The sequence below is a fragment of the Paucilactobacillus nenjiangensis genome (assembly GCF_005405445.1).
GTDB lineage: Bacteria > Bacillota > Bacilli > Lactobacillales > Lactobacillaceae > Paucilactobacillus > Paucilactobacillus nenjiangensis.
Genome location: NZ_BJEB01000042.1, coordinates 1 through 19,079 on the forward strand (window position 1 = coordinate 1; position 19,079 = coordinate 19,079).

Genomic DNA, 19,079 nt, shown 5'->3' on the forward strand with positions numbered 1-19,079 from the left:
TCCAAAATTTATTTTGTGACACAAAACTATTAAAGCATTCGTTCATTTCCACCTACACAGTACCTGCCAAAAAAAATAATGATATAAGAAAGCTTTTATGTATGATTAGCCACTAGGGTATACCCTAGTGGCCAGGTTTGGTCCTGTGCTATACTAGGAATTATAAATGTTCATTAGAACTGTCCAAAAGGAAGTGCTGACAATGGCTAAAATCGGTTATGCTCGCGTGAGTTCCAAGGAACAACATTTAGATCGGCAGCTAGCTGTTTTAAAGGTCGTTGATAAGCTATTCACAGATAAATTGAGTGGGGCCAACACCAATCGACCAGAACTGCAAAAAATGCTCGCCTATGTTCGCGAGGGTGATATTGTCCTGGTCACTGAATTAGATCGCTTAGGCCGAAACAACCAGGACTTAACTAAGATCATGAACACCATTCAAAATAAGGGGGCCACCCTAGATGTGTTAAACTTGCCGTCCATGACAGGGATTGCGGATCCTAATTTACGCCAGCTCATGACGAATCTCATTATTGAACTGTATAAATATCAAGCTGAAAGCGAACGTAAGCGGATCATTGAACGGCAGCAACAAGGGATTGCCCTCGCTAAACAGCAGGGTAAATATCATGGTCGGAAACCTCAATATGCCGAAGATGATCCCCGTTTACTACATGCTTTTAAACTTTACCAGACGGGCATGAGTGATGTAGATGTTGCCCGTAATACCGGGATTAAACGGACGACCTTTATCAGATACCGAAAGAAATTCGATGTGCATTGAACCGGTTTACATGAGATAATCAGAATAGATTAGAAGCCCTGAAACAGGCGTAAAATAACAAATGCTTAAAAATGATGCTACTGGAAGTTGGTCGCATTGATTACTCACGTCATGAATGCGAAGAACGTGCGGACAACCGTACATGCCAAGAAACATAACCGACGAGAGCAACAAGAAACCTACATCCAAGAAAATGTGCTGAACCGTCAATTTCCAGTTGTCTAATTAACTGACTAAAAATAGTCCAATTTATTGACTTCTGAGCATTTAGATGTGGTATTAGATATTCATAAATTTAATATGTTTTCAAGTAAAATTAAGACAGTAGCTAATTTATCATTTGCATCTTACCATCAATTATCTGATAAACTTTGTCTGCCGTATTTTTTAACCTTAAGTCATGAGTAACTACAATAATAATTTTATTTCTCTTATGTGCTAAATCTCTGAGTAACTCGATTACTTTCATAGATCTATCCGTATCTAAGGCGGCTGTGGGTTCATCCGCTAAGATATAGTCAGGATCAGTGTATAATGCTCTAGCAATTGCCACACGTTGCTTTTGTCCACCAGAAAGTTGATTAGGATATTTTTTTAGGAGTTCTAAAAGTCCTAAATCAGATAGAAGTTCATGCATTTTTTGTTCAGTTAAATTTTGTTTTTTTAGTTTATCTACTAATTTAAACTGTTCTTCGACCGTTAAAAATGGAACTAAGTTATAAGATTGTAAAACAAATCCTATTTTTTCCAATCTTAATTTTGTTTGCTGTTTTTCGGATAAACTTTTAATTGTGCTGTCATTTATTTTTACGTCACCCTCAGTTGGTGTCTGCAGCCCGCCGGCTATAGTCAAAAATGTAGTTTTTCCTGATCCTGATGGCCCTACAACTAAAATAAGCTGACCACTTTCTGCTTTAAAATTAATATTTTCCAGCGCTACGTACTTACTACTCCCTTCTCCAAAAACTTTTGTCACCGATTCAAAAATTAGATTTGACATGAAATTAACCTCCAATAATTTTGTAAGGATCAACTTTGGCGATTTGACGAATAGGTATCAGTGCACCTAACAAGGACATAATAATAATACCGATTCCAGTTACAATAATATTACTTTTATCGATGACAATGGGTACCTCGCTGGGTAACGTAATAGCTGTTATTTCACCTAATATAATGGCTATAATAACGCCAATAACTGAAATAATAAATGATTGAAATAACGTACTCAAAATAAGATATTGCGTTGAGACTCCTTGCGCCTTCAAGACACCTAAGTTGGGTAATTTTTGAACAGTCAGAATATACAAGAAAATTGAAATAACAATTAGAATAATAATATACAAAAAAGCAATCATGAAGTCGAATGTGAGTTGTTGTGCGCTATATCCAGGTAATTTTTTAATAAATGAGCTAATGCTCAATTGATTGGTCCCTTTTGGTATTTTTGAATTCTTTAACTTATTCCTGAATACCACAGCATTTGTTACACCTTTATTCAGTGGTTGAATAGTGTCTGGTGAAATATAAACCACGGGAAGAGCACTTAAAGTTGCCCTGGGTGTAAAACCTGTAATTTTAATCCTCAATGATGAATTAGCAACTAACAAGTGGTCACCGATTTGGAATCCATCACTTTTGAATTTATCCGATACGACGCCGGCATTGTTTCGGATATTTTTACTACCACTTGTTATTTTCAATTTTTTAAATATGAACGATTTGGAATCAAGACCTACTAATTGAGTATTCTCTTTTAATCCATTTTCTGATTTTACAAGTGTACTATACTGTGAAATTCTGGTTCCATTATTGGGTAAACTAGCAACCTCATCCTGTGAAAGAAAAGATTGTTGTAAACGTCCTTCAGAATCACTATTTAAGACAATACTTGAAGCATCCCACTCGTTAATTGCCGCTTTGTTTAGGTTAGCTAAACCAGTGGCTAAACCAGTAAGAATAATCAAAAGATAACTTACTAAAAATATAAGTGCCACTATTAGGCTATAACGCAATTTTTCATGTAGCATCTCTTTAATAGCTAAAAACATAATAATCTCCTTTTATTAATTCTATTTATTATTAATATATCACTTAATGTGTTTTGAAAAGGTTTTTAATAGTAATAGTAATTTTTCTTGGGGTGTCACATATACTCTTTTTGATAAATCAACGAAGTTATTTTTCATTAATTTTGTTAGGATCTTTTTGTAGACATTAATGGATAGTTCTAATGCTACTTTGCCTTTTCTATCTAAAATCTGATTAGTAATCACATCAGTTTCGGCGTACTTGGAAAGTGCTAATCTTGCTAAATATTGCAACAAAGATTGTGTTTGAATATCAGGTTTACTCTCTAACAAAACTTGTTTTTGGATATCATATTTTAATAGCAGTTGCTTTGGAATGAAATATCTATCCGCCATAGCATCTTCATGTACATCTCTTAAAATATTAGTTAACTGAAGAGCTATTCCCACGTTTATTACTGCCTTACGATTGTTTTGAGAGCGTAAAATATCTTGTGTACATGGTAGATTGTAAAATTAATCCGAACAGCGTCGGATTAATTTTACAATCTACCATGTACGTGTCGTATATTCCGCAAATCATTTCGAATTTCTCAGGTGAACCAGTATCACCGCTACAACCACTCGTGGCAATGATTAATGGGATATTATGGACTGGTTACGGCTGGTTCAAGACTTATAAGGATTGGCCCGTTATTATTTCAAATGTTCCCGGGGTGATTTTTGGATTTATCACTGTTTTAACCGTATATATTCATTAACCGAATGACAAATTGACTGTAAACTAAAAGTCCGCTGATACTTTTAAACGCGTATCGGCGGACTTTTTTGCAAGGTGTTAAGCGTTCTTTAAAGCAGCCTGAGCTAACAATAGGCCACCGGCAATGCCAGAATTGTTACCCAGTCCAGCGGGAACGATATAGTCATCCAGTGGTGGGACTTCTTCGTAGCCATTTAGATAGGCGGCAAACTTTTCACGAATCATGGGAAAGAGCTGCCGTTGATTCATAACACCACCGTTAAGAATAATTTTATCAGGTGCGAAGGCGACGGTAAGGTTGACACATGCCTGTGCGATGTAGTCAGCGATGATTGGCCAGACCGGATCGTCAACGGGAATATCTTTCCCAGCTTTCCCCGTTCGTTTTCCAACTGCTGGCCCAGCAGCTAAACCTTCTAAACAGATGTCATGGTAAGAACAGTTGGACTTGAAATCGTCCCCAGGTAACCGGTTGAGTCGCATGTGACCAAGCTCAGTATGAGTGCGACCATTAAAAATGTGGTTCTGACTAATGACTCCAGCGCCAACACCGGTACCAATCGTCATGTAGATGCTGTTAGGGACGTCCTTAGCGATTCCAATCATTGATTCGCCATAAGCGGCTTCGTTAACATCAGTGGTCCAGTAGAGTGGGATGTTGAATCGACTTTTAAGATGGCCTAAAAAGTCGAAGTCACCCCAGCCGGGTTTGGGAGTCGTGGTAATGTAACCATATTTCGGATCATCGGGATTAACGCCGATGGGGCCAAATGAACCGATACCAATCGCGTCAACGGGATGAGTCGTAAAATAGTCGTCTACCGCAGTCATGGTTTCAGCGGGGGTTGTCGTGGGGATCGAAATTCGGTCGCTAACTTGCCCGTTTTCAGCGCCCGTGGCACAAACAAATTTTGTACCACCAGCTTCAATTGCACCTAAAAGCATAGTGTACCTCCTGTAGTTAAAAATGTAGTCTTATTTATTAATAGTATATTCTTAATTAGAAATTTTGTTAACGATTACATTAATTTTGACATAAATAAATTAGCTGACTAGTGAAATCAGCGTTGGTGGGTTTAAGTGGAATCCCCATCGTGTTTAACTGATGCCCCGTATAGCGATTACCCGATGAATCGCTATACGCTAATTCATCATCGAGATAGTGTAAACGTCCAAAATATCGATGCACTGGGTAACGATGAGCTAAAATTTGAATAACATAGCTAATTTGGTCATTATGAAGATTGATTAAGCCGGTTTTGGGGTCATATTCAACAGGCATGACGTCCTCCTAATAAAGTTTAGACAGTTGTAGCAGCAACTGAGCTAGCTGCCGGTGCAGTCAACGCAACGAGCGGTTCACCAGCTTGGACATTCGTGACTTTGAGTCGTTCAACATTAGCGTAATTGGCCGTATTTGTGACGACTAGCATGACGGTTGGATCATAGTTAGCGGCTTTTAAGGCAGCGACGTCAAACGTTCCGAGTAGATCACCTTGATGAACGGTATCGCCCTTCTGAACGTTAGTAGTGAAGTGTTCGCCATTTAAATTGACCGTATCTAATCCTAAGTGAATCAGAATTTCGGCACCGGCAGTTGTTTTGATGCCATAAGCATGGTGGCTATCATAAGTGACGATGATGATACCGTCAGCTGGTGCGACGACCTGATCAGCGCTTGGCACGATTGCGGCGCCTTTACCCATGATTTCGGCCGAGAAGACTTGGTCGTTGACTTGCTTCAAGCTTTCAACCACCCCGGCAACCGGTGCGTTGACCACGGCATCGCTGACAGCGGCGTCGGCAGCACTTACCACATCGCCAGCTTTATTGGTCTGAACTTCCGGTTCAACGTTTTTGGCCATGGCTTTGCGTCCATAAACCAAGGTCCCCGTGAAGGCCACCACGATACTGCAGGCAATGGCCAAGAAGAATGGCAGGTAGAATTTAACCGGGAGGGAAATGAAACCGATGATCCCCGCGGCCCCTAAGGCAGTGGAGCGAACCCCGAAAATCCCAATCAATAAGCTACCCACGGCAGAACCAATCATGCCGATAAAGAATGGAAAGCGTAATTTCAAGTTGACCCCAAAGATAGCGGGTTCAGTGATCCCTAAGAGGGCGGACAGGCCAGAAGAAGAGGCCAACCCCTTTTGTTTTTCATCTTTAGATAAGAAGAAGATGGCTAAAGCAGCCGCCCCTTGGGCAGCGTTAGCCATGGAGGCGATTGGGAAGAAGAAATCGCCGCCGGTTTTGGCCACGTTGGCCAAAAGCTGGGTTTCGATGGCCGGAAAACTTTGGTGTAACCCGGTAATGACAATCGGGGAGTAGAATAACCCGAAGACCGTGGAGCCCACAAAACCAGTGTCATTATACAATAAAACAATCCCGTCGGTTAAGCCGTTACCCACAGTCCGCATAATCGGGCCTACAAAGGCAAAGGTCAAGAAGGCCACGAAGATGATACTGATCATCGGGGTGAAAATAAAGTCCAGGGTAGCGGGCATGCGTTTATGGAGCCACTTTTCAACCTTGGCTAAAATGAAGGCCACTACCAACACGGGCAGGACTTGGCCTTGATAGCCGGCTTGGGCGATGTGCAGGCCGAAAATGTTCCAAACGGGCATGGTGCCCTTGGCCACGATTTCAGCCACGTTGTAGCCGTTGACTAAAGCGGGCATCACCATGATCATCCCCATGGTGGCCCCCAGATAAGCATTCCCCCCGAAACGTCGGGTGGCGGAGAAACCTAATAGGATGGGCAGAAAGGCAAAGGGTGCCGAGGCAAACAGGTTGATCATTTCGGCGATCCCCTTGATGCCCGGGTACATGGCCACCAGGGACTTGGCGCTAAATAGGCCCGGGGATACCAAGACGTTATTTAAAGCCATCAATAACCCACCGGCCACTAAGGCTGGAATAAGAGGTACAAAAATGTCGGATAGCACTTTAACCAAAGCCATCAGCGGATTATCTTTTTTACCCTTGGCGGAAATAGCCTTTAAGTCGTCTGGGGTAACTTCCTTTAGGCCAGTCAAGCTAATTAAGTGGTCATAGACCTTGTCCACATCCCCAGGGCCGATGATGATTTGATATTGGCCGTTGACCCGAAAAGTGCCTTTAACGGCGTCGTTAGCGTCTAAAGCTTTTTGATCGATTTTAGCTTCATCTTTGATCACCAACCGTAAACGGGTGGCACAGTGGGCGGCGGCTAAAATATTGTCTTTCCCCACGTCTGCCAGAATGTCTTTTGCTGCTTTCTCATGATCCATGTTTTGACCTCCTATGTAAGCGCTTCCTGTATTCGATAAATCCATTGTAATAGATTCATTTCAAATTGTCAAACGTTTATCGATTTTTGATTTTTAGTGGCGCTATCTGCTATAATAACAGCATGAAAACGTTTATCTTTTTTGGAGGCGAATACCATGCAGCAATGGACTACGGCACAACGTTATCGACCCTATAGCGCTTATTCAAAAAAATTGATCAGCCAATTACAAAAACAACAACAAGACTCTATTTGGCACTTAGGCTATCATATCCAACCAGCCAGCGGTTTATTAAATGACCCCAATGGCTTTGCTTATTACAATCACCAATGGCATGTCTTTTATCAAAACTTCCCTTTCGGCCCGGTGCACGGCTTGAAGAGCTGGGTCCATTTAACTTCCCCAGATTTGACCCATTGGACGGCAGACGGGTTGAAACTTCTCCCGGATACGACATACGAAAGCCATGGGGCTTATTCCGGCTCGGCACTGGCTGTGGGGTCAGAATTATTTTTGATGTACACGGGCAATGTCCGGGATGACAACTGGCAACGCCACCCCTATCAATTAGGGGCTACCTTAGACCAAAATGGGACTTTACACAAGCTGGCTCAGCCTTTAATTGGGGACATCCCGGCCGGCTATACCGACCACTTCCGGGATCCCCAGTTAATTGAACATGAGGGAACCTACTACGCCTTCATTGGCGTCCGGAAACAAGACGATACCGCCCACATTCTCGCCTACCAGGCCCCAGACCCCAAAGGTCCCTGGACCTTAAAGGGAGAATTACACTTTAGTGATCAAAACCTAGGCTATATGATTGAATGTCCCAATCTGATTTTTATTGACCAACGTCCCGTGTTGATCTTTTGTCCCCAGGGGCTGTCCCAAACCATTGCCAGTTATGATAATATTTACCCCAATATGTACATTGTGGGGGAAGCCTTTGATTGGGACACCTTTAGCTTTATCAACCCAACTGGCCCACAAAACCTGGATGGGGGCTTTGATGTCTATGCTACCCAAGCTTTCAATGCCCCGGATGACCAGGCTTATGCCATTAGCTGGTTAGGCTTGCCCGACACCACTTATCCCTCTGATGCTGAAAATTGGCAGGGCTGTTTTTCTTTGGTGAAGCACTTGACGTTAGTTGACGGACAACTGCACCAACAGCCCGTGGCCCAAGGCTTGGCAGCGGAAAACTTTGCCCCAAAAACTGCCGACTTACATCTGCAAGAAAAGTTGCAGTTTGACTTTGCCACTTTTCCCAAGGGGCAATTGCAAATTAAAGCCCAGCACAGCGGCGATAAATTGACCCTTAGTTTTGATGAACAAGCCCATAGTCTCACCGTGGACCGGCGGCAAATGGGTCAGGCGGTGGCCTTAGACCATGGCACCACCCGCAGCATTCAATTACCGGCGACTGCCCTTCATTTAACCCTATGGTTGGACCACTCGGCCTTTGAGCTGTATGTGAATGACGGCGCGCAAGTTATATCTGGCCGCCTATTTCCTAGGCAGGCGGATACCTATCAGTTAGATACCAGCCAACTGGCGGCGGACGGCTTTGAAGTCAGCGGGACCCGTTTACAAACAATTTATTAATTAAGGAGGCAATTTGTATGGCAAAATTGGCTGATGTTGCAGAATTGGCTGGCGTGTCCGTGACCACGGTCTCCCGGGTCATCAACAACTACGGCTCCCTATCTGAAAAGACGAAGACCAAGGTTTTTGCGGCCATGCACAAGTTGAATTATCAACCCAATAGCGTGGCCCGCTCCTTGCAGGGTAAAAGTTCCCGGTTGATCGGCCTTATTTTCCCCGGGGTCAGCAATCCTTTCTTTGGGGAATTGGTCCAAACTTTAGAAAATAAACTATCGGCTTTGGATTATCGGGTGATTTTATGTAATAGTGCGGATGATCCGCAAAAAGAACGCGACTACTTACAAATGTTGATGGCTAATCAGGTCGACGGGATTATTGCTGGTGCCCACAATTTAGGTATTGAAGAATATCAACAATATGGTCTTCCGATTATTTCATTTGACCGGTACTTATCCGACAATATTCCCATCGTTAGTTCGGATAATTACCAGGGGGGCTGGCTAGCAACCCAGACATTGCATCAGGCGGGGGCGACTAACGTGGCTATTTTTACTGGTAAGTCACGCGCTGGTTCGCCAACGAATGGTCGCCGTGAAGGATATGAAGCCTACTTGACTGCCCAACAGCTAACACCCCATGTCCATGAATTACCTTTTGAATTGACCCCTGCGCTGAAGATGATGGAAATTAAGACGATTATGACACAACATCAGTATGATGGTATTTTTTGTAGTGATGATTTGACCGCTTTACTAGTGCTCAACGTCGCGCGACAACTGTCATTAACGGTTCCTGAGCAATTACGCGTTGTTGGTTATGATGGCACGGCGCTCATACGTGATTATCATTCTGAATTAACAACAGTAGAACAACCGTTAGCGGATATTAGTACGTTACTGGTTTCTCTACTATTGCAGCGGATTGAGGATGCGAATTGTACACTGGAATCAAAATATACGTTACCAGTTAAGCTCATCAAGGGCCTTACCGCGTAACTAAGGAGTTAATTGTAATTGTGGCAGCAACAATCAAGTGGTGGCAACAAGCCGTTGTCTATCAGGTCTATCTACGGAGTTTTCAAGATACCAATCATGATGGTATTGGTGACTTAAAGGGGATCACGGCCCACCTAGACTACTTAAAGCAATTAGGAATCGACGTCATTTGGCTCAATCCCATTTATCGTTCACCCAACGATGATAATGGTTATGATATTAGTGATTATCAACAAATTGCGGCCGACTTTGGCACGATGGCTGATTTTGATGAACTATTGCAAGCCGCCCATGACCGGGGCTTAAAGATCATCATGGACTTGGTTGTTAACCATACCTCTGATGAGCATCCATGGTTCAAACGCAGTCGCCAGGACCGCACCAATCAATATCGTGATTTCTACTTTTGGAGCTCAGGTAACGGCAAAAAGGCGCCCAATAATTGGGATGCGGCTTTTGGTGGTTCAGCATGGCAATATGATGAGCAGACCCAGCAGTATTATTTACACACGTTTTCAACAAAACAACCTGATTTAAACTGGGAGAATCCGACCTTACGAGAGTCAGTTTATACGATGATGACCTGGTGGCTGAACAAGGGTGTTGACGGTTTTCGAATGGACGTCATTAACCAAATCTCTAAGTTACCCGGATTACCAGATGGTCCACTGAAACCGCACAGTCAGTTTGGCGATGCTCGAGTAACGAACGGACCGCGAGTTCATGAATTCTTGCAAGAAATGAACCAAGAAGTGTTGTCACAGTTTGATATCATGACGGTTGGTGAGACCCACGGGGTGACACCAGCGGATGCGCTGAAGTATGCGGGCGCTGATCAGCACGAATTAGATATGGTCTTTGAATTTCAACATCTGCGACTTGATAATAGTCAGCATGGTCTTGGTAAGTGGAGTACGCGTAAGACACCGTTAGTGGCGCTAAAGAAAGTCATTAGTGACTGGCAAGTCGGACTTGAAGGGCGGGCTTGGAACAGCCTGTTTTGGAACAATCATGATACGCCACGAGCGGTCTCACGTTTTGGTGATGACCGACCAGCATATCGGGTACGTTCGGCTAAAATGCTCGCAACGTGTTTACACCTCTTACAGGGAACCCCGTATATTTATCAAGGTGAGGAACTGGGGATGACTGACGCTCATTTTACTGAACTAGCCAGTTACCGAGATATTGAATCGCTCAATGCCTATCGTGATTTAGTGACTGAGCGCCAGCTGCTATCACCGGCAGATATGATGGCCCGATTAGCGGCGCGTTCTCGGGACAACTCGCGAACGCCGATGCAATGGGACACGGAGGTTAACGCGGGTTTTAGTGACGCGGCGCCATGGCTCACGGTCAATCCCAACTATCGTCAAATCAATGCTGCCGCAGCTTTGGCTGATCCGGATTCAGTGTGGTACTATTATCAGCACTTGATTCAATTACGACATCAATACCCCTTAGTGACGTTAGGTTCGCTTGAGCTCTTGTGGGCCGATGATCCGCAGGTATTCTTATATGCACGGCAATGGGAAGGGCGGACCTGGCTAGTTTGTTGCAATTTCACAGCCGAGACACTGTCCCGACCACTGGATCAATATCTGACGCCCACGGCCAAATGCTTGATTAGTAATTATGGCGAGCAGCAGCCAAATAAATTACGGCCTTATGAGGATTGGGTCTACCAACTCGCATAGGTATCCAGGACTTGGCTAATTGAGGCGGTCTTTGAAATATACCCAATCGTTACGATTAGTGTGAATTGGGTTGCTCAAAATTCTGCGATGGTCTTAATAAGCGACCACCTGACTAAAAAACTGCTTTCAAAAGGATAACTTTTGAAAGCAGTTTTTTTAGCGCGCGACGACCACTTGGCCCACGTGAGGCTCATCTAGTCGTTGGTGACCTTGAATGAAGCCCGTGAGGTTAAACGGTAGTTGTTCATCGCTCGTCGTGGTCAATCGACCAGTATCTAGCAACTTGAATAGTAATTGTAAGGCGGCTTGATCAGAAATCACTTCGGTCGGTTGGATTGCTTGGAAACGAATTGATTTACTGTTGGCTGGCAAGTGACGGGTGAATGAAGCGATGGTCGCATCAAATTTGGCCATTGCTAAGTCATCTTTGCCACCAACGCCATCGATAGCGACATTGATTACGACGCACCGCGGTCGGCTAACACGTGAACTGGATTTTGATGCTGATAGTCGACGAATTATCCGACTCCCAGTGTCGCAATCAAGTTAGCATAACGGTCACTAGCAATCGCGATAACGTGGGCATCTAATCGTTTGGCTAACTGAATAATTAACAAGCCGACTGGGCTGCCAGCGCCTTTGACAATCACCGTTTGGTCGGCCTGGACGTCCGCAAAGTAGCGCACCGTTTTGTAAGCGACAATCCCTGGAGTGACTAAGCTGACGGCGGTGACCGGATCAAGATTAGTTGGCATGGTCACCGCTAGATCGCTATCTAAACAAACCTGGTCCGCGTAAGTATGGTTCGTGCGGGCAGCCACCACTGTCCCAACGTCCAAGTCAGTGACAGCGGCGCCAACTTGAATGATTTTCCCAATGACATCATGCCCAGGAATATGCGGTAGTGCGACGCTTTGGATAGTACCTAGCCGTTCTAAGCGGTCTTCCTCGGTTAGGTTAACGGCTAAAGTTTTGCCCAAATTGCAAGAACAAATTAGCCACACGATAAATCCTATCAAATTAGTATTTTCATTAATATTCATATTTTTTTGACTTAACTTAACCGGCGGAAGCAGCGGAGAAAAGCTCTTTGGGTGTTTGATAGCCAGTTTGCCGGCGCGGTAAATTGTTTAGCTTTGACTCAACTGCTTGGATATCATGAGGACCCAAAATATCCATGGATAGACCCTTGGGTATATCGCGGCGGATCATTCGATTATGCGCTTCGTTAGTCCCACGCTCAGAGGAACGATATGGATAGGCATAATAAAGGTCAGCGACACCGGTAAGTACAGCGCCAACTTCCGAGAACTCAGCGCCATTATCGGCAGTAACTGACTTCATGATTGATCCATATTCTTGACAGATCTTGGCCAGCTCATAGTTGACTGAATCGGCATCACGACCATCGATCAAACGTAGAATTTGGCAGCGGGATTGACGCTCGATCAGCGTTAAGATCACACTCTCTTGACCGTTGCGCTTGCCCACCACGGTGTCCAATTCGAAATGGCCAAACTCTTGGCGCTGGTCGATACTGGTCCCCTGTCAATAAAATAGACAATTTAAATAGAGACTTTTTTGTCCTATGCCACGACTAAATTTTGAATTTGAGTTTGATACTCATCTTCAAGTTGCTTTGGTGATTTGAATCCACAGTGACTGTGAATTCTAACTGTGTTGTAAAACGTTTCAATGTACTGAAAAACTAGTCGTTTAGCTTCGGAGTATGAATGGATTTTAAACCGATTTATCCATTCACGCTTAATCAAGGCATGAAACGACTCAATGCAGGCATTATCCCAAGGATAAGCTTTCTTTGAATAGCTTAATGTCATGTTAGCTGTAACTTGATTGTAAGCTTCAGACGTAAACTGACTACCACGATCACTGTGCATGATTAATGGCTTGCTAACATGTGATCCTTGTTATCTAAGTAATACTGAACGGCCTGTTCCTTAAATTCCTTGTCATAACTGTGCTTCGTCATTATTTGATCCTCCAATTTACTTCCTTAATTATACTAAATCAGAGTCTCTATTTAACTTGTACACTTTTTATTCTAGGCCCAAATAAATGGCCGCTATGAACGTAAATCAACGATCATAACGACCAATGTGACATTATCAAGTTGGGGAACCGTACTCCATAGCACAGCAACTGCAGAGGCGATATTAGATCGACTTGTTTATCACTCGCATGTAATTAAGATCAAGGGAAAGTCATACCGCTTGGCATCGGTCAATTCTTAAACCGCCCAAATCATACATTTTTAAACCGCCATAAACCGCCCTTGACAAACGCCATTTTGTATTTGAGAAAGCGCTACCATTTGTAGTATGATAAAGGTGTGCAGAGAAGATTTAGGAGGCGTTGTTATGGAAATTAAAAATGTGGTAGTTGCTGGCGCCGGTGTGTTGGGGAGTCAAATTGCCTTTCAGATGGCCCGCTGTGGTTACCAGGTCAAGATTTGGAACCGGCATATTGACCGGGCCGAGAAGCGACTGGCGGCAATCAAGGTGCCGTTTATGAAAGAAATGCAAGCGACCGCGGATGACTATCAGGCGGCCTGTGATAATATTACTAGTATTAGTAATGACCTGGCGGCAACCGTTGCCGATGCCGACTTGGTCATTGAATCGGTTTCTGAGTCAGTAGAGATTAAAAAGGCCTTTTACAGTGAGCTTTGTCCACTGTTACCAGAAAAGACGATCATCACTAGTAATTCATCAACCTTCGTACCAAGTGAACTGGTTGCTTTTACTGATCGGCCAGCTAAGTTTGCCCACTTACACTTTGCTAACCATATCTGGAAACATAATGTTGCTGAAATTGTGGGCAGCCCGAAGACGGCAGCGGCAGTTATTGACGACCTGGTTGCATTTGCCCGTTCAATTAAGATGGTTCCGGTGGTATTAAAGAAGGAACAGCATGGTTACATCATGAATTCGTTACTGGTGCCATTGTTAAATGCAGCGATGGCGCTATGGGCTAATGGCGTTGCCGACCCCCATACGATTGATAAGGATTGGATGATTTCCAATGGTTCACCATTGGGACCGTTTATGATTCAAGATATCGTGGGGCTACGGACGACTTATGCAGTGGTTAATAACCAGTATGAGCAGACCCACAATGAGCTCTTTAAAAAGATTGCCGATAAGCTAAAGCCAATGATCACGGCGGGCCATACCGGTGTTGAGGCGGGACAAGGCTTTTATCACTATCCTGACTCTGAATTCAAAGATCCCGACTTTTTTAAGTAGAATTAAAATCGAATAATACTCTGCACTGATGTTTCAGCTAGCCTGATTTAGGAAGGAAGTAGTTATTATGGAACCGTATAAGGTGATTATTTGGGGATTAGGTAATGTTGGTCGAGCCGCCGTACGGATGATTGGTGAACGTCAATCGGTTCAGCTGGTGGCGGCCGTTGATAATGATCCTGAAAAGATCGGTAAGGACGCAGCTGGTTTATTTGGCTTTCCGGAAATTGGTGTTAAGGTTACTGACGATATTGATGCGGCCTTAAAGTTAGATGCTGACGTGGTACTAGTTTATACTCCGCTCCGTCATGATCCTGAGACTGGCGCATTTACACCAAGTGCAGAAGATATGGTTAAGGTTTTAAATGCTAAGAAAAATTGTATTACAACTATCCCGCTATACTACTCACAAGTTACTACACCGGACTTATATAAGATGATCAATACGGCCGCACAAAAGAATGGGGTTACATTCATGCCAAGTGGCCTATTACCAGGCTTTTATGCTTCCCACCTTCCCCTGTACCTGTGTAACCTCGTCGACCACGTTGATGAATTAACCGTTCAATCGGGTGAAGATGATCAGAATAATACCTCTAGTTGGGTGAAGGTCTTCGGCTATGGGATGGATCCAGACAAGTTCCCTCAGGACAAGTTAAAGGATGGAATTGCGGCCTATTATATTGCAGCGGTCTATGAAATGGGTGATCGGCTGGGTCTTAAATTTGATGATGTTAAGGTTTCCCATGAGGTCTTTACGGCACCGCATGACCTTCAAACCATGGCGTTTGGCGTCGTTAAGAAGGGAACGATGATGGGCCACCGTTTCATTATGAGTGGCTACGTTAAAGGAGAAAAGAAAGTTAGCTTAATCTATGTTCATAAAATCTGCAATGATGTTGTGAAGGAGCCCGCCATTGATAACCATATTCATATCGCCGGGATCCCGACAATCGACGTTGAAGTACAGAATATGATGCCACTGGAGGAGAGTTATGTAACCAGTGCCGCTCCAAGTGTCGATGTTATTCCGCAATGTGTTAACGCCCCAGCTGGTTATCAACATGTATTAGACCAGCCAACTATGATGCCACTGGTTTAATACCGCAGAACCGACGAGGCAATAAATACACAGATGGGGCTATGACTTAAGTCGGTTTGATAAATCAAAAGTCAACAGCACAATACACAAATGGCCTCAAACGTTTGCGAAGCTCGAACGTTTGAGGCCATTTGTACTCACAAGGGTACGCCCCTGCCTACTCTTCTTTCTTATTCTTAGGTGAAAGGAGGAAAAAGACGTATAATATTACTATTGATCGTTGAGAGGTAGGAATTGTTTAGTGAAGTATTTGTTTTTAGTAAATCCTTGTGCCGGTAGCGGAAAGGGTCAACACGTTTGGCGGACAATCCAGCAGTTATTGCCCCAGACCGGAATTGACCATGAAAAGGTTGAAAGTACCCATCCGGGACACCCGCGCGAACTGGCACAATGGCAGGCGGCTAGGCGGACAGACATTGACTGCCTGATTGTAATTGGTGGGGATGGCACCCTCCATGAAGTAATTGCCGGGCTGATAGCCAGTCACCGGCAACCAGCACTGCCGGTTGCCTATATTCCCGCTGGTACGGGTAATGATTTTGCCCGTGGTTATGGGATTTCAACCCAACCTCGTCAAGCATTACGCCAGATTTTGGATAATGACCACCAACACATTATTAATGTTGGCCGGTTTACCGATCAGGCGACTAAGCAATCGGGGATCTTTATTAATAACTGAAACTTGAAAGCACGAAAATAGCCCGGAGCTCTGATGAGCTCTGGGCTTTTCGTACCTAAATTAGTTTTACAACACTCTTGAAATGATATTTTGTACGTTTGATGGGATGGTGTGCATGAATTGGTCAATTTTATCTTCGATAAACTCATTACCAACCATTCATTTTTGCTAAAGTCCAACATAGACAAGCAAAAAATAAATCCAGTATTGGCTTTATCTATTTGCCATGATTGACTTGGACAAAATTGGACAAAACGGCCCTTTTTACAAATTTGATGAAAGACATCAAGGCTTGGCAGAGCAATCATTTTCTCAACATATTGGGGAAAACGCCGCTTATTAAATGAGTCCAATTTTGGTTTTGTCTTTTTTATAATTATAGTCCCTAAAGGTTTCTTAACTAAAGACAGCGATAATCATTTTGGTGACTAAATAAATAATTGCAATTACCATCATCCAACCAGTACTGCGCATAAATTCCCAGACATTAGTTTGTGTCTTTGCGTTTTTGGTAATAACTATGCTTTTTTTTAGTGAATCATCGCCTTTGATCAAACTATCTAAGGTAATGTCGAATAAATTGCTGATTTGCACTAAACGATCAATATCGGGATAAGTACTTCCGACTTCCCGCTTAGAAATGGCCTGACGAGAAACATTAAGCGTTTCTGCAAGATAATCTTGTGTCCACTGCCTTTTTTCTCGTTCTTCTTTTATCCTTTGCCCTAAAATCATAAACGTAACCTCACTTTCAATAGATTAATTATCATATTGAAGCGAGAAAAAAGCACGCTAATTATTAGCGCACTAAAAGCAACTACTGGTTGCGAAGAATATTCTGGTGTAAATAGGGGCTAAATGGAGATTATAGTCCCTAATATAGGGACAAAGCTTATTTGAAAGTTTTTCTCAAACACATCATGTATTTTAGACTGTGCCACTATTATTCTCTGTTATAGGGTTTAATTTAGACAGTTATAATGAACATATCTAACTTAAATAGATTGTGAGACACGAAATGAGAGTGGGCAAAAAGGCGTTTTGACTTCGAGCATAGCCTAGAAAGCCGAATGATTCGTACTTTGAATCGTTTGGTTTTCGTAGCTAAGCGGAGAAGTCAGCCTTTTTTTCTCGATTTCGGCTATTAGAGTTCGGAGACAGGAAGAGGCTGGGAGTTTTTCCCCAGCCTCAGGTTCTTACTTATACACGACTTTAAAAGTTTCACAGATACATGGAATTCGATCTGTGAATACTTTTCCAGCCTGATAATATTCCTTTTCAAAAAAATCTTTATGAACCTTTCGCCAATATTCTAAGCTTCGATTTCCTTCACCTTCAAGGTAAGCATGATCAGCTGTAACTTTGTTAAGGTTTTTGATTTCAACTCGCTCTGTCTGTGTAATACATACAGGTGCTCCTGAACCGTCTAAAACAATACTGTAAGTACCTACTTTGGGTTTAGGCTCATTTTTTCGTACAATTCCAGAGCAGAAGTAGTGGCTGTTTTTTTACCGATTCTGATTAACTCGGCCGACTCATCACCTACTTGTTTGCCATAGCCAAATTGCTCTGCCAGATAATGTTCTCCTGTTACACCACTCACTTTTTGAAATGCTTCCCAATAACGTAAAATCCTTGATTCTTTCATAAGGACTTCCTCCCTCTGTATTCTCCCTATTAGTGTGACGGATACTGTTTTTATTTGGTCGCAGTTATCACAAAAGTTGGAACCATCGGGGTACCCCACCAACCGTTATAGCCAGCATTTACAATATTAACGTTTTGATATTCCAATTCTTTAAGAATACGCACATATTTACTAGTTTCGTAGCCTATATCCATGATTACTAACTGACCTTTTTGTTTTTGAACCCTTGCTATGTTTACAAGCGCTGCTTTCCGTTTCTCAAATGGCCTAATATTATGCAGTACCAAACTAGATACAATCAAATCAAATTCATTATCGTTGAATGGCATGTCTAAGATATTAGCAGTTTTCAACTTTACCTTGTCAGCCAAATTACTATTTTCCATTATTTTTTGAGTAGCTGCAATTGAATTACTTCCCTGATCCTTATTACTCCAGATATCAATTCCTATTATTTCGCTTATGTTTGCCGCTTGTCCGTTAAATTGCAACATAAAGGCACCGTGACCACAGCCAGCGTCTAATATCTTACTGTCTTTTTTTAAATGAATACTGTTAACAATAGATTTCATTATTCTATACTTACCAATTATTGAAGTATGCATGTATTTAAGCCCACACAAAACTAACACTAAGACCATAATGGCTGAAACGGTGTTAAAACCACTTATTAACATCATAATTCCAATAATTAAAGCTGGCCCAAAGAAAAAAGCCAAGCCTATTGGTGCGTCCATCTCCCAAATACTTTTCATTAAAATCTCCTATACCAACGTATTTATTCTTTAAAGCATATCATTTTTGTTGCTACTGTAATCTTTAAACTTAGGTTTCAAATCAAATCCATTTCCTATAACTAATCATCGTGATACTACATTATGAGTCACAAAAAGACGAGAGTATAAAATAGTTTGTGTAAATGAATAAAAGTCCTGTTGAAAAGGGAATCCCTTCCCCGTATGATTAAATCATCCAAATCAAACCAAAACGGAGGGATTCCCCATGGATCAGTTTACCAAAAATTGGATTGAAGTCGATATTTGAGACAGATTTTAAGAGACATTCAGAACCGCGTTTACCTTCCACAGCTCAAATAAATCATTAATTGCGATTAATAGCTTATTTGAACCCTGGAAAGCATTAAATCAGGCGGCCATTTGGCTCGTAAGTGTTGCAATTTCAACTTGTAAGGGGGTCTGGTAGCCCAGTGAACTATGAATTCTCTTCCTATTGTAGAA

Annotated in this window: 19 protein-coding genes and 3 pseudogenes; 9 read left to right on the forward strand and 13 right to left on the reverse strand. The window is 42.8% G+C overall.

Annotation, left to right across the window (positions count from 1 at the left end; all coding sequences use genetic code 11):
- Positions 1 to 202: 202 nt before the first annotated feature.
- A complete protein-coding gene (locus FFM59_RS06855) occupies positions 203 to 784 on the forward strand; it encodes a recombinase family protein (RefSeq protein WP_137602308.1) in 582 nt (193 codons plus the stop codon).
- A gap of 328 nt (positions 785 to 1,112) precedes the next feature.
- Here FFM59_RS06855 and FFM59_RS06860 read toward each other — a convergent pair whose 3' ends face one another.
- The 3 genes from FFM59_RS06860 to FFM59_RS06870 are packed head-to-tail and all read right to left on the reverse strand — an operon-like array spanning position 1,113 to position 3,303.
- Positions 1,113 to 1,784 (reverse strand): ABC transporter ATP-binding protein, encoded by a 672-nt coding sequence (locus tag FFM59_RS06860; RefSeq protein ID WP_034529257.1) that lies wholly within the window; start codon positions 1,782 to 1,784, stop codon positions 1,113 to 1,115.
- Positions 1,785 to 1,788: 4 nt separating this feature from the next.
- A complete protein-coding gene (locus FFM59_RS06865) occupies positions 1,789 to 2,835 on the reverse strand; it encodes an ABC transporter permease (protein ID WP_137602309.1) in 1,047 nt (348 codons plus the stop codon).
- Between the two features lie 39 nt (positions 2,836 to 2,874).
- Positions 2,875 to 3,303, reverse strand: coding sequence for a squalene/phytoene synthase family protein (locus tag FFM59_RS06870; protein ID WP_225420322.1), 429 nt, complete (start codon positions 3,301 to 3,303; stop codon positions 2,875 to 2,877).
- 11 nt (positions 3,304 to 3,314) lie between these two features.
- Here FFM59_RS06870 and FFM59_RS06875 point away from each other — a divergent pair, with 11 nt between their 5' ends.
- Positions 3,315 to 3,575, forward strand: a complete 261-nt coding sequence (locus FFM59_RS06875) for a SemiSWEET family transporter (RefSeq protein ID WP_263854041.1) — start codon at positions 3,315 to 3,317, stop codon at positions 3,573 to 3,575.
- Between the two features lie 77 nt (positions 3,576 to 3,652).
- Here the strand turns inward: FFM59_RS06875 and FFM59_RS06880 are convergent, their stop codons facing one another.
- From FFM59_RS06880 to FFM59_RS06890, 3 genes are all read right to left on the reverse strand, one after another.
- A complete protein-coding gene (locus FFM59_RS06880) occupies positions 3,653 to 4,519 on the reverse strand; it encodes a fructokinase (protein ID WP_137602310.1) in 867 nt (288 codons plus the stop codon).
- A 79-nt stretch (positions 4,520 to 4,598) separates the two neighbouring features.
- Positions 4,599 to 4,856: a GH36 C-terminal domain-containing protein gene (locus FFM59_RS10170; RefSeq protein ID WP_225420318.1), complete on the reverse strand. Its 258-nt coding sequence runs from the start codon at positions 4,854 to 4,856 to the stop codon at positions 4,599 to 4,601.
- Positions 4,857 to 4,875: 19 nt separating this feature from the next.
- Complete coding sequence (locus FFM59_RS06890) at positions 4,876 to 6,846, reverse strand: sucrose-specific PTS transporter subunit IIBC (RefSeq protein WP_137602311.1); 1,971 nt, start codon at positions 6,844 to 6,846, stop codon at positions 4,876 to 4,878.
- 156 nt (positions 6,847 to 7,002) lie between these two features.
- Between FFM59_RS06890 and FFM59_RS06895 the strand changes: the two genes are divergently transcribed.
- From FFM59_RS06895 to FFM59_RS06905, 3 genes are read left to right on the forward strand one after another with little or no spacing between them, the layout of a single operon-like run.
- On the forward strand, positions 7,003 to 8,454 hold the full coding sequence (locus FFM59_RS06895; protein WP_137602312.1) for a sucrose-6-phosphate hydrolase: 1,452 nt from the start codon (positions 7,003 to 7,005) through the stop codon (positions 8,452 to 8,454).
- 17 nt (positions 8,455 to 8,471) lie between these two features.
- Positions 8,472 to 9,449 (forward strand): LacI family DNA-binding transcriptional regulator, encoded by a 978-nt coding sequence (locus tag FFM59_RS06900; RefSeq protein ID WP_137602313.1) that lies wholly within the window; start codon positions 8,472 to 8,474, stop codon positions 9,447 to 9,449.
- Positions 9,450 to 9,469: 20 nt separating this feature from the next.
- Positions 9,470 to 11,146 (forward strand): glycoside hydrolase family 13 protein, encoded by a 1,677-nt coding sequence (locus FFM59_RS06905; RefSeq protein WP_137602314.1) that lies wholly within the window; start codon positions 9,470 to 9,472, stop codon positions 11,144 to 11,146.
- Between the two features lie 156 nt (positions 11,147 to 11,302).
- Here FFM59_RS06905 and FFM59_RS10325 read toward each other — a convergent pair.
- The 3 genes and pseudogenes from FFM59_RS10325 to FFM59_RS06920 form a co-directional block, all read right to left on the reverse strand.
- Positions 11,303 to 12,120: pseudogene (locus tag FFM59_RS10325) on the reverse strand (alcohol dehydrogenase catalytic domain-containing protein); the annotation flags it as partial.
- Between the two features lie 85 nt (positions 12,121 to 12,205).
- Positions 12,206 to 12,685, reverse strand: a pseudogene (locus tag FFM59_RS06915) (IS30 family transposase); the annotation flags it as partial.
- 47 nt (positions 12,686 to 12,732) lie between these two features.
- Entirely contained in the window at positions 12,733 to 13,044 is a 312-nt protein-coding gene (locus FFM59_RS06920) for an integrase core domain-containing protein (protein WP_423770217.1), read from the reverse strand.
- Positions 13,045 to 13,218: 174 nt separating this feature from the next.
- On the opposite strand from FFM59_RS06920, the pseudogene FFM59_RS06925 reads away from it, so the two are divergent.
- The 4 genes and pseudogenes from FFM59_RS06925 to FFM59_RS06940 all read left to right on the forward strand — a co-directional run.
- Positions 13,219 to 13,398 (forward strand): annotated as a pseudogene (locus tag FFM59_RS06925) (ATP-binding protein); the annotation flags it as partial.
- A gap of 126 nt (positions 13,399 to 13,524) precedes the next feature.
- Complete coding sequence (locus FFM59_RS06930; protein WP_137602320.1) at positions 13,525 to 14,412, forward strand: 3-hydroxyacyl-CoA dehydrogenase; 888 nt, start codon at positions 13,525 to 13,527, stop codon at positions 14,410 to 14,412.
- Positions 14,413 to 14,479: 67 nt separating this feature from the next.
- Positions 14,480 to 15,514, forward strand: a complete 1,035-nt coding sequence (locus FFM59_RS06935; protein WP_137602315.1) for a hypothetical protein — start codon at positions 14,480 to 14,482, stop codon at positions 15,512 to 15,514.
- A 241-nt stretch (positions 15,515 to 15,755) separates the two neighbouring features.
- Positions 15,756 to 16,193, forward strand: a complete 438-nt coding sequence (locus FFM59_RS06940; RefSeq protein ID WP_170175956.1) for a diacylglycerol/lipid kinase family protein — start codon at positions 15,756 to 15,758, stop codon at positions 16,191 to 16,193.
- 396 nt (positions 16,194 to 16,589) lie between these two features.
- Here FFM59_RS06940 and FFM59_RS06945 read toward each other — a convergent pair whose 3' ends face one another.
- The 4 genes from FFM59_RS06945 to FFM59_RS06955 form a co-directional block, all read right to left on the reverse strand.
- Positions 16,590 to 16,928, reverse strand: a complete 339-nt coding sequence (locus FFM59_RS06945; RefSeq protein ID WP_137602317.1) for a helix-turn-helix domain-containing protein — start codon at positions 16,926 to 16,928, stop codon at positions 16,590 to 16,592.
- 461 nt (positions 16,929 to 17,389) lie between these two features.
- Positions 17,390 to 17,674, reverse strand: coding sequence for an ASCH domain-containing protein (locus tag FFM59_RS10185; protein WP_225351415.1), 285 nt, complete (start codon positions 17,672 to 17,674; stop codon positions 17,390 to 17,392).
- Positions 17,641 to 17,841 (reverse strand): ASCH domain-containing protein, encoded by a 201-nt coding sequence (locus FFM59_RS10190; protein ID WP_225420321.1) that lies wholly within the window; start codon positions 17,839 to 17,841, stop codon positions 17,641 to 17,643. The genes FFM59_RS10185 and FFM59_RS10190 overlap by 34 nt, the downstream gene beginning before the upstream one ends.
- 50 nt (positions 17,842 to 17,891) lie before the next feature.
- The gene (locus FFM59_RS06955; RefSeq protein ID WP_137602318.1) at positions 17,892 to 18,596 is read right to left on the reverse strand and encodes a class I SAM-dependent methyltransferase; all 705 of its coding nucleotides are present in this window, start codon (positions 18,594 to 18,596) and stop codon (positions 17,892 to 17,894) included.
- Between the last annotated feature and the right edge of the window lie 483 nt (positions 18,597 to 19,079).

Bases quoted from the DNA above. Each gene is read 5' to 3' on its own strand.
- FFM59_RS06855 (WP_137602308.1), top strand. From the start codon at position 203: ATGGCTAAAATCGGTTATGCTCGCGTGAGTTCCAAGGAACAACATTTA.
- FFM59_RS06860 (WP_034529257.1), bottom strand. From the start codon at position 1,784: ATGTCAAATCTAATTTTTGAATCGGTGACAAAAGTTTTTGGAGAAGGG.
- FFM59_RS06865 (WP_137602309.1), bottom strand. From the start codon at position 2,835: ATGTTTTTAGCTATTAAAGAGATGCTACATGAAAAATTGCGTTATAGC.
- FFM59_RS06875 (WP_263854041.1), top strand. From the start codon at position 3,315: ATGGTAGATTGTAAAATTAATCCGAACAGCGTCGGATTAATTTTACAA.
- FFM59_RS06880 (WP_137602310.1), bottom strand. From the start codon at position 4,519: ATGCTTTTAGGTGCAATTGAAGCTGGTGGTACAAAATTTGTTTGTGCC.
- FFM59_RS10170 (WP_225420318.1), bottom strand. From the start codon at position 4,856: ATGCCTGTTGAATATGACCCCAAAACCGGCTTAATCAATCTTCATAAT.
- FFM59_RS06890 (WP_137602311.1), bottom strand. From the start codon at position 6,846: ATGGATCATGAGAAAGCAGCAAAAGACATTCTGGCAGACGTGGGGAAA.
- FFM59_RS06895 (WP_137602312.1), top strand. From the start codon at position 7,003: ATGCAGCAATGGACTACGGCACAACGTTATCGACCCTATAGCGCTTAT.
- FFM59_RS06900 (WP_137602313.1), top strand. From the start codon at position 8,472: ATGGCAAAATTGGCTGATGTTGCAGAATTGGCTGGCGTGTCCGTGACC.
- FFM59_RS06920 (WP_423770217.1), bottom strand. From the start codon at position 13,044: ATGCACAGTGATCGTGGTAGTCAGTTTACGTCTGAAGCTTACAATCAA.
- FFM59_RS06930 (WP_137602320.1), top strand. From the start codon at position 13,525: ATGGAAATTAAAAATGTGGTAGTTGCTGGCGCCGGTGTGTTGGGGAGT.
- FFM59_RS06935 (WP_137602315.1), top strand. From the start codon at position 14,480: ATGGAACCGTATAAGGTGATTATTTGGGGATTAGGTAATGTTGGTCGA.
- FFM59_RS06945 (WP_137602317.1), bottom strand. From the start codon at position 16,928: ATGATTTTAGGGCAAAGGATAAAAGAAGAACGAGAAAAAAGGCAGTGG.
- FFM59_RS10190 (WP_225420321.1), bottom strand. From the start codon at position 17,841: ATGAAAGAATCAAGGATTTTACGTTATTGGGAAGCATTTCAAAAAGTG.
- FFM59_RS06955 (WP_137602318.1), bottom strand. From the start codon at position 18,596: ATGAAAAGTATTTGGGAGATGGACGCACCAATAGGCTTGGCTTTTTTC.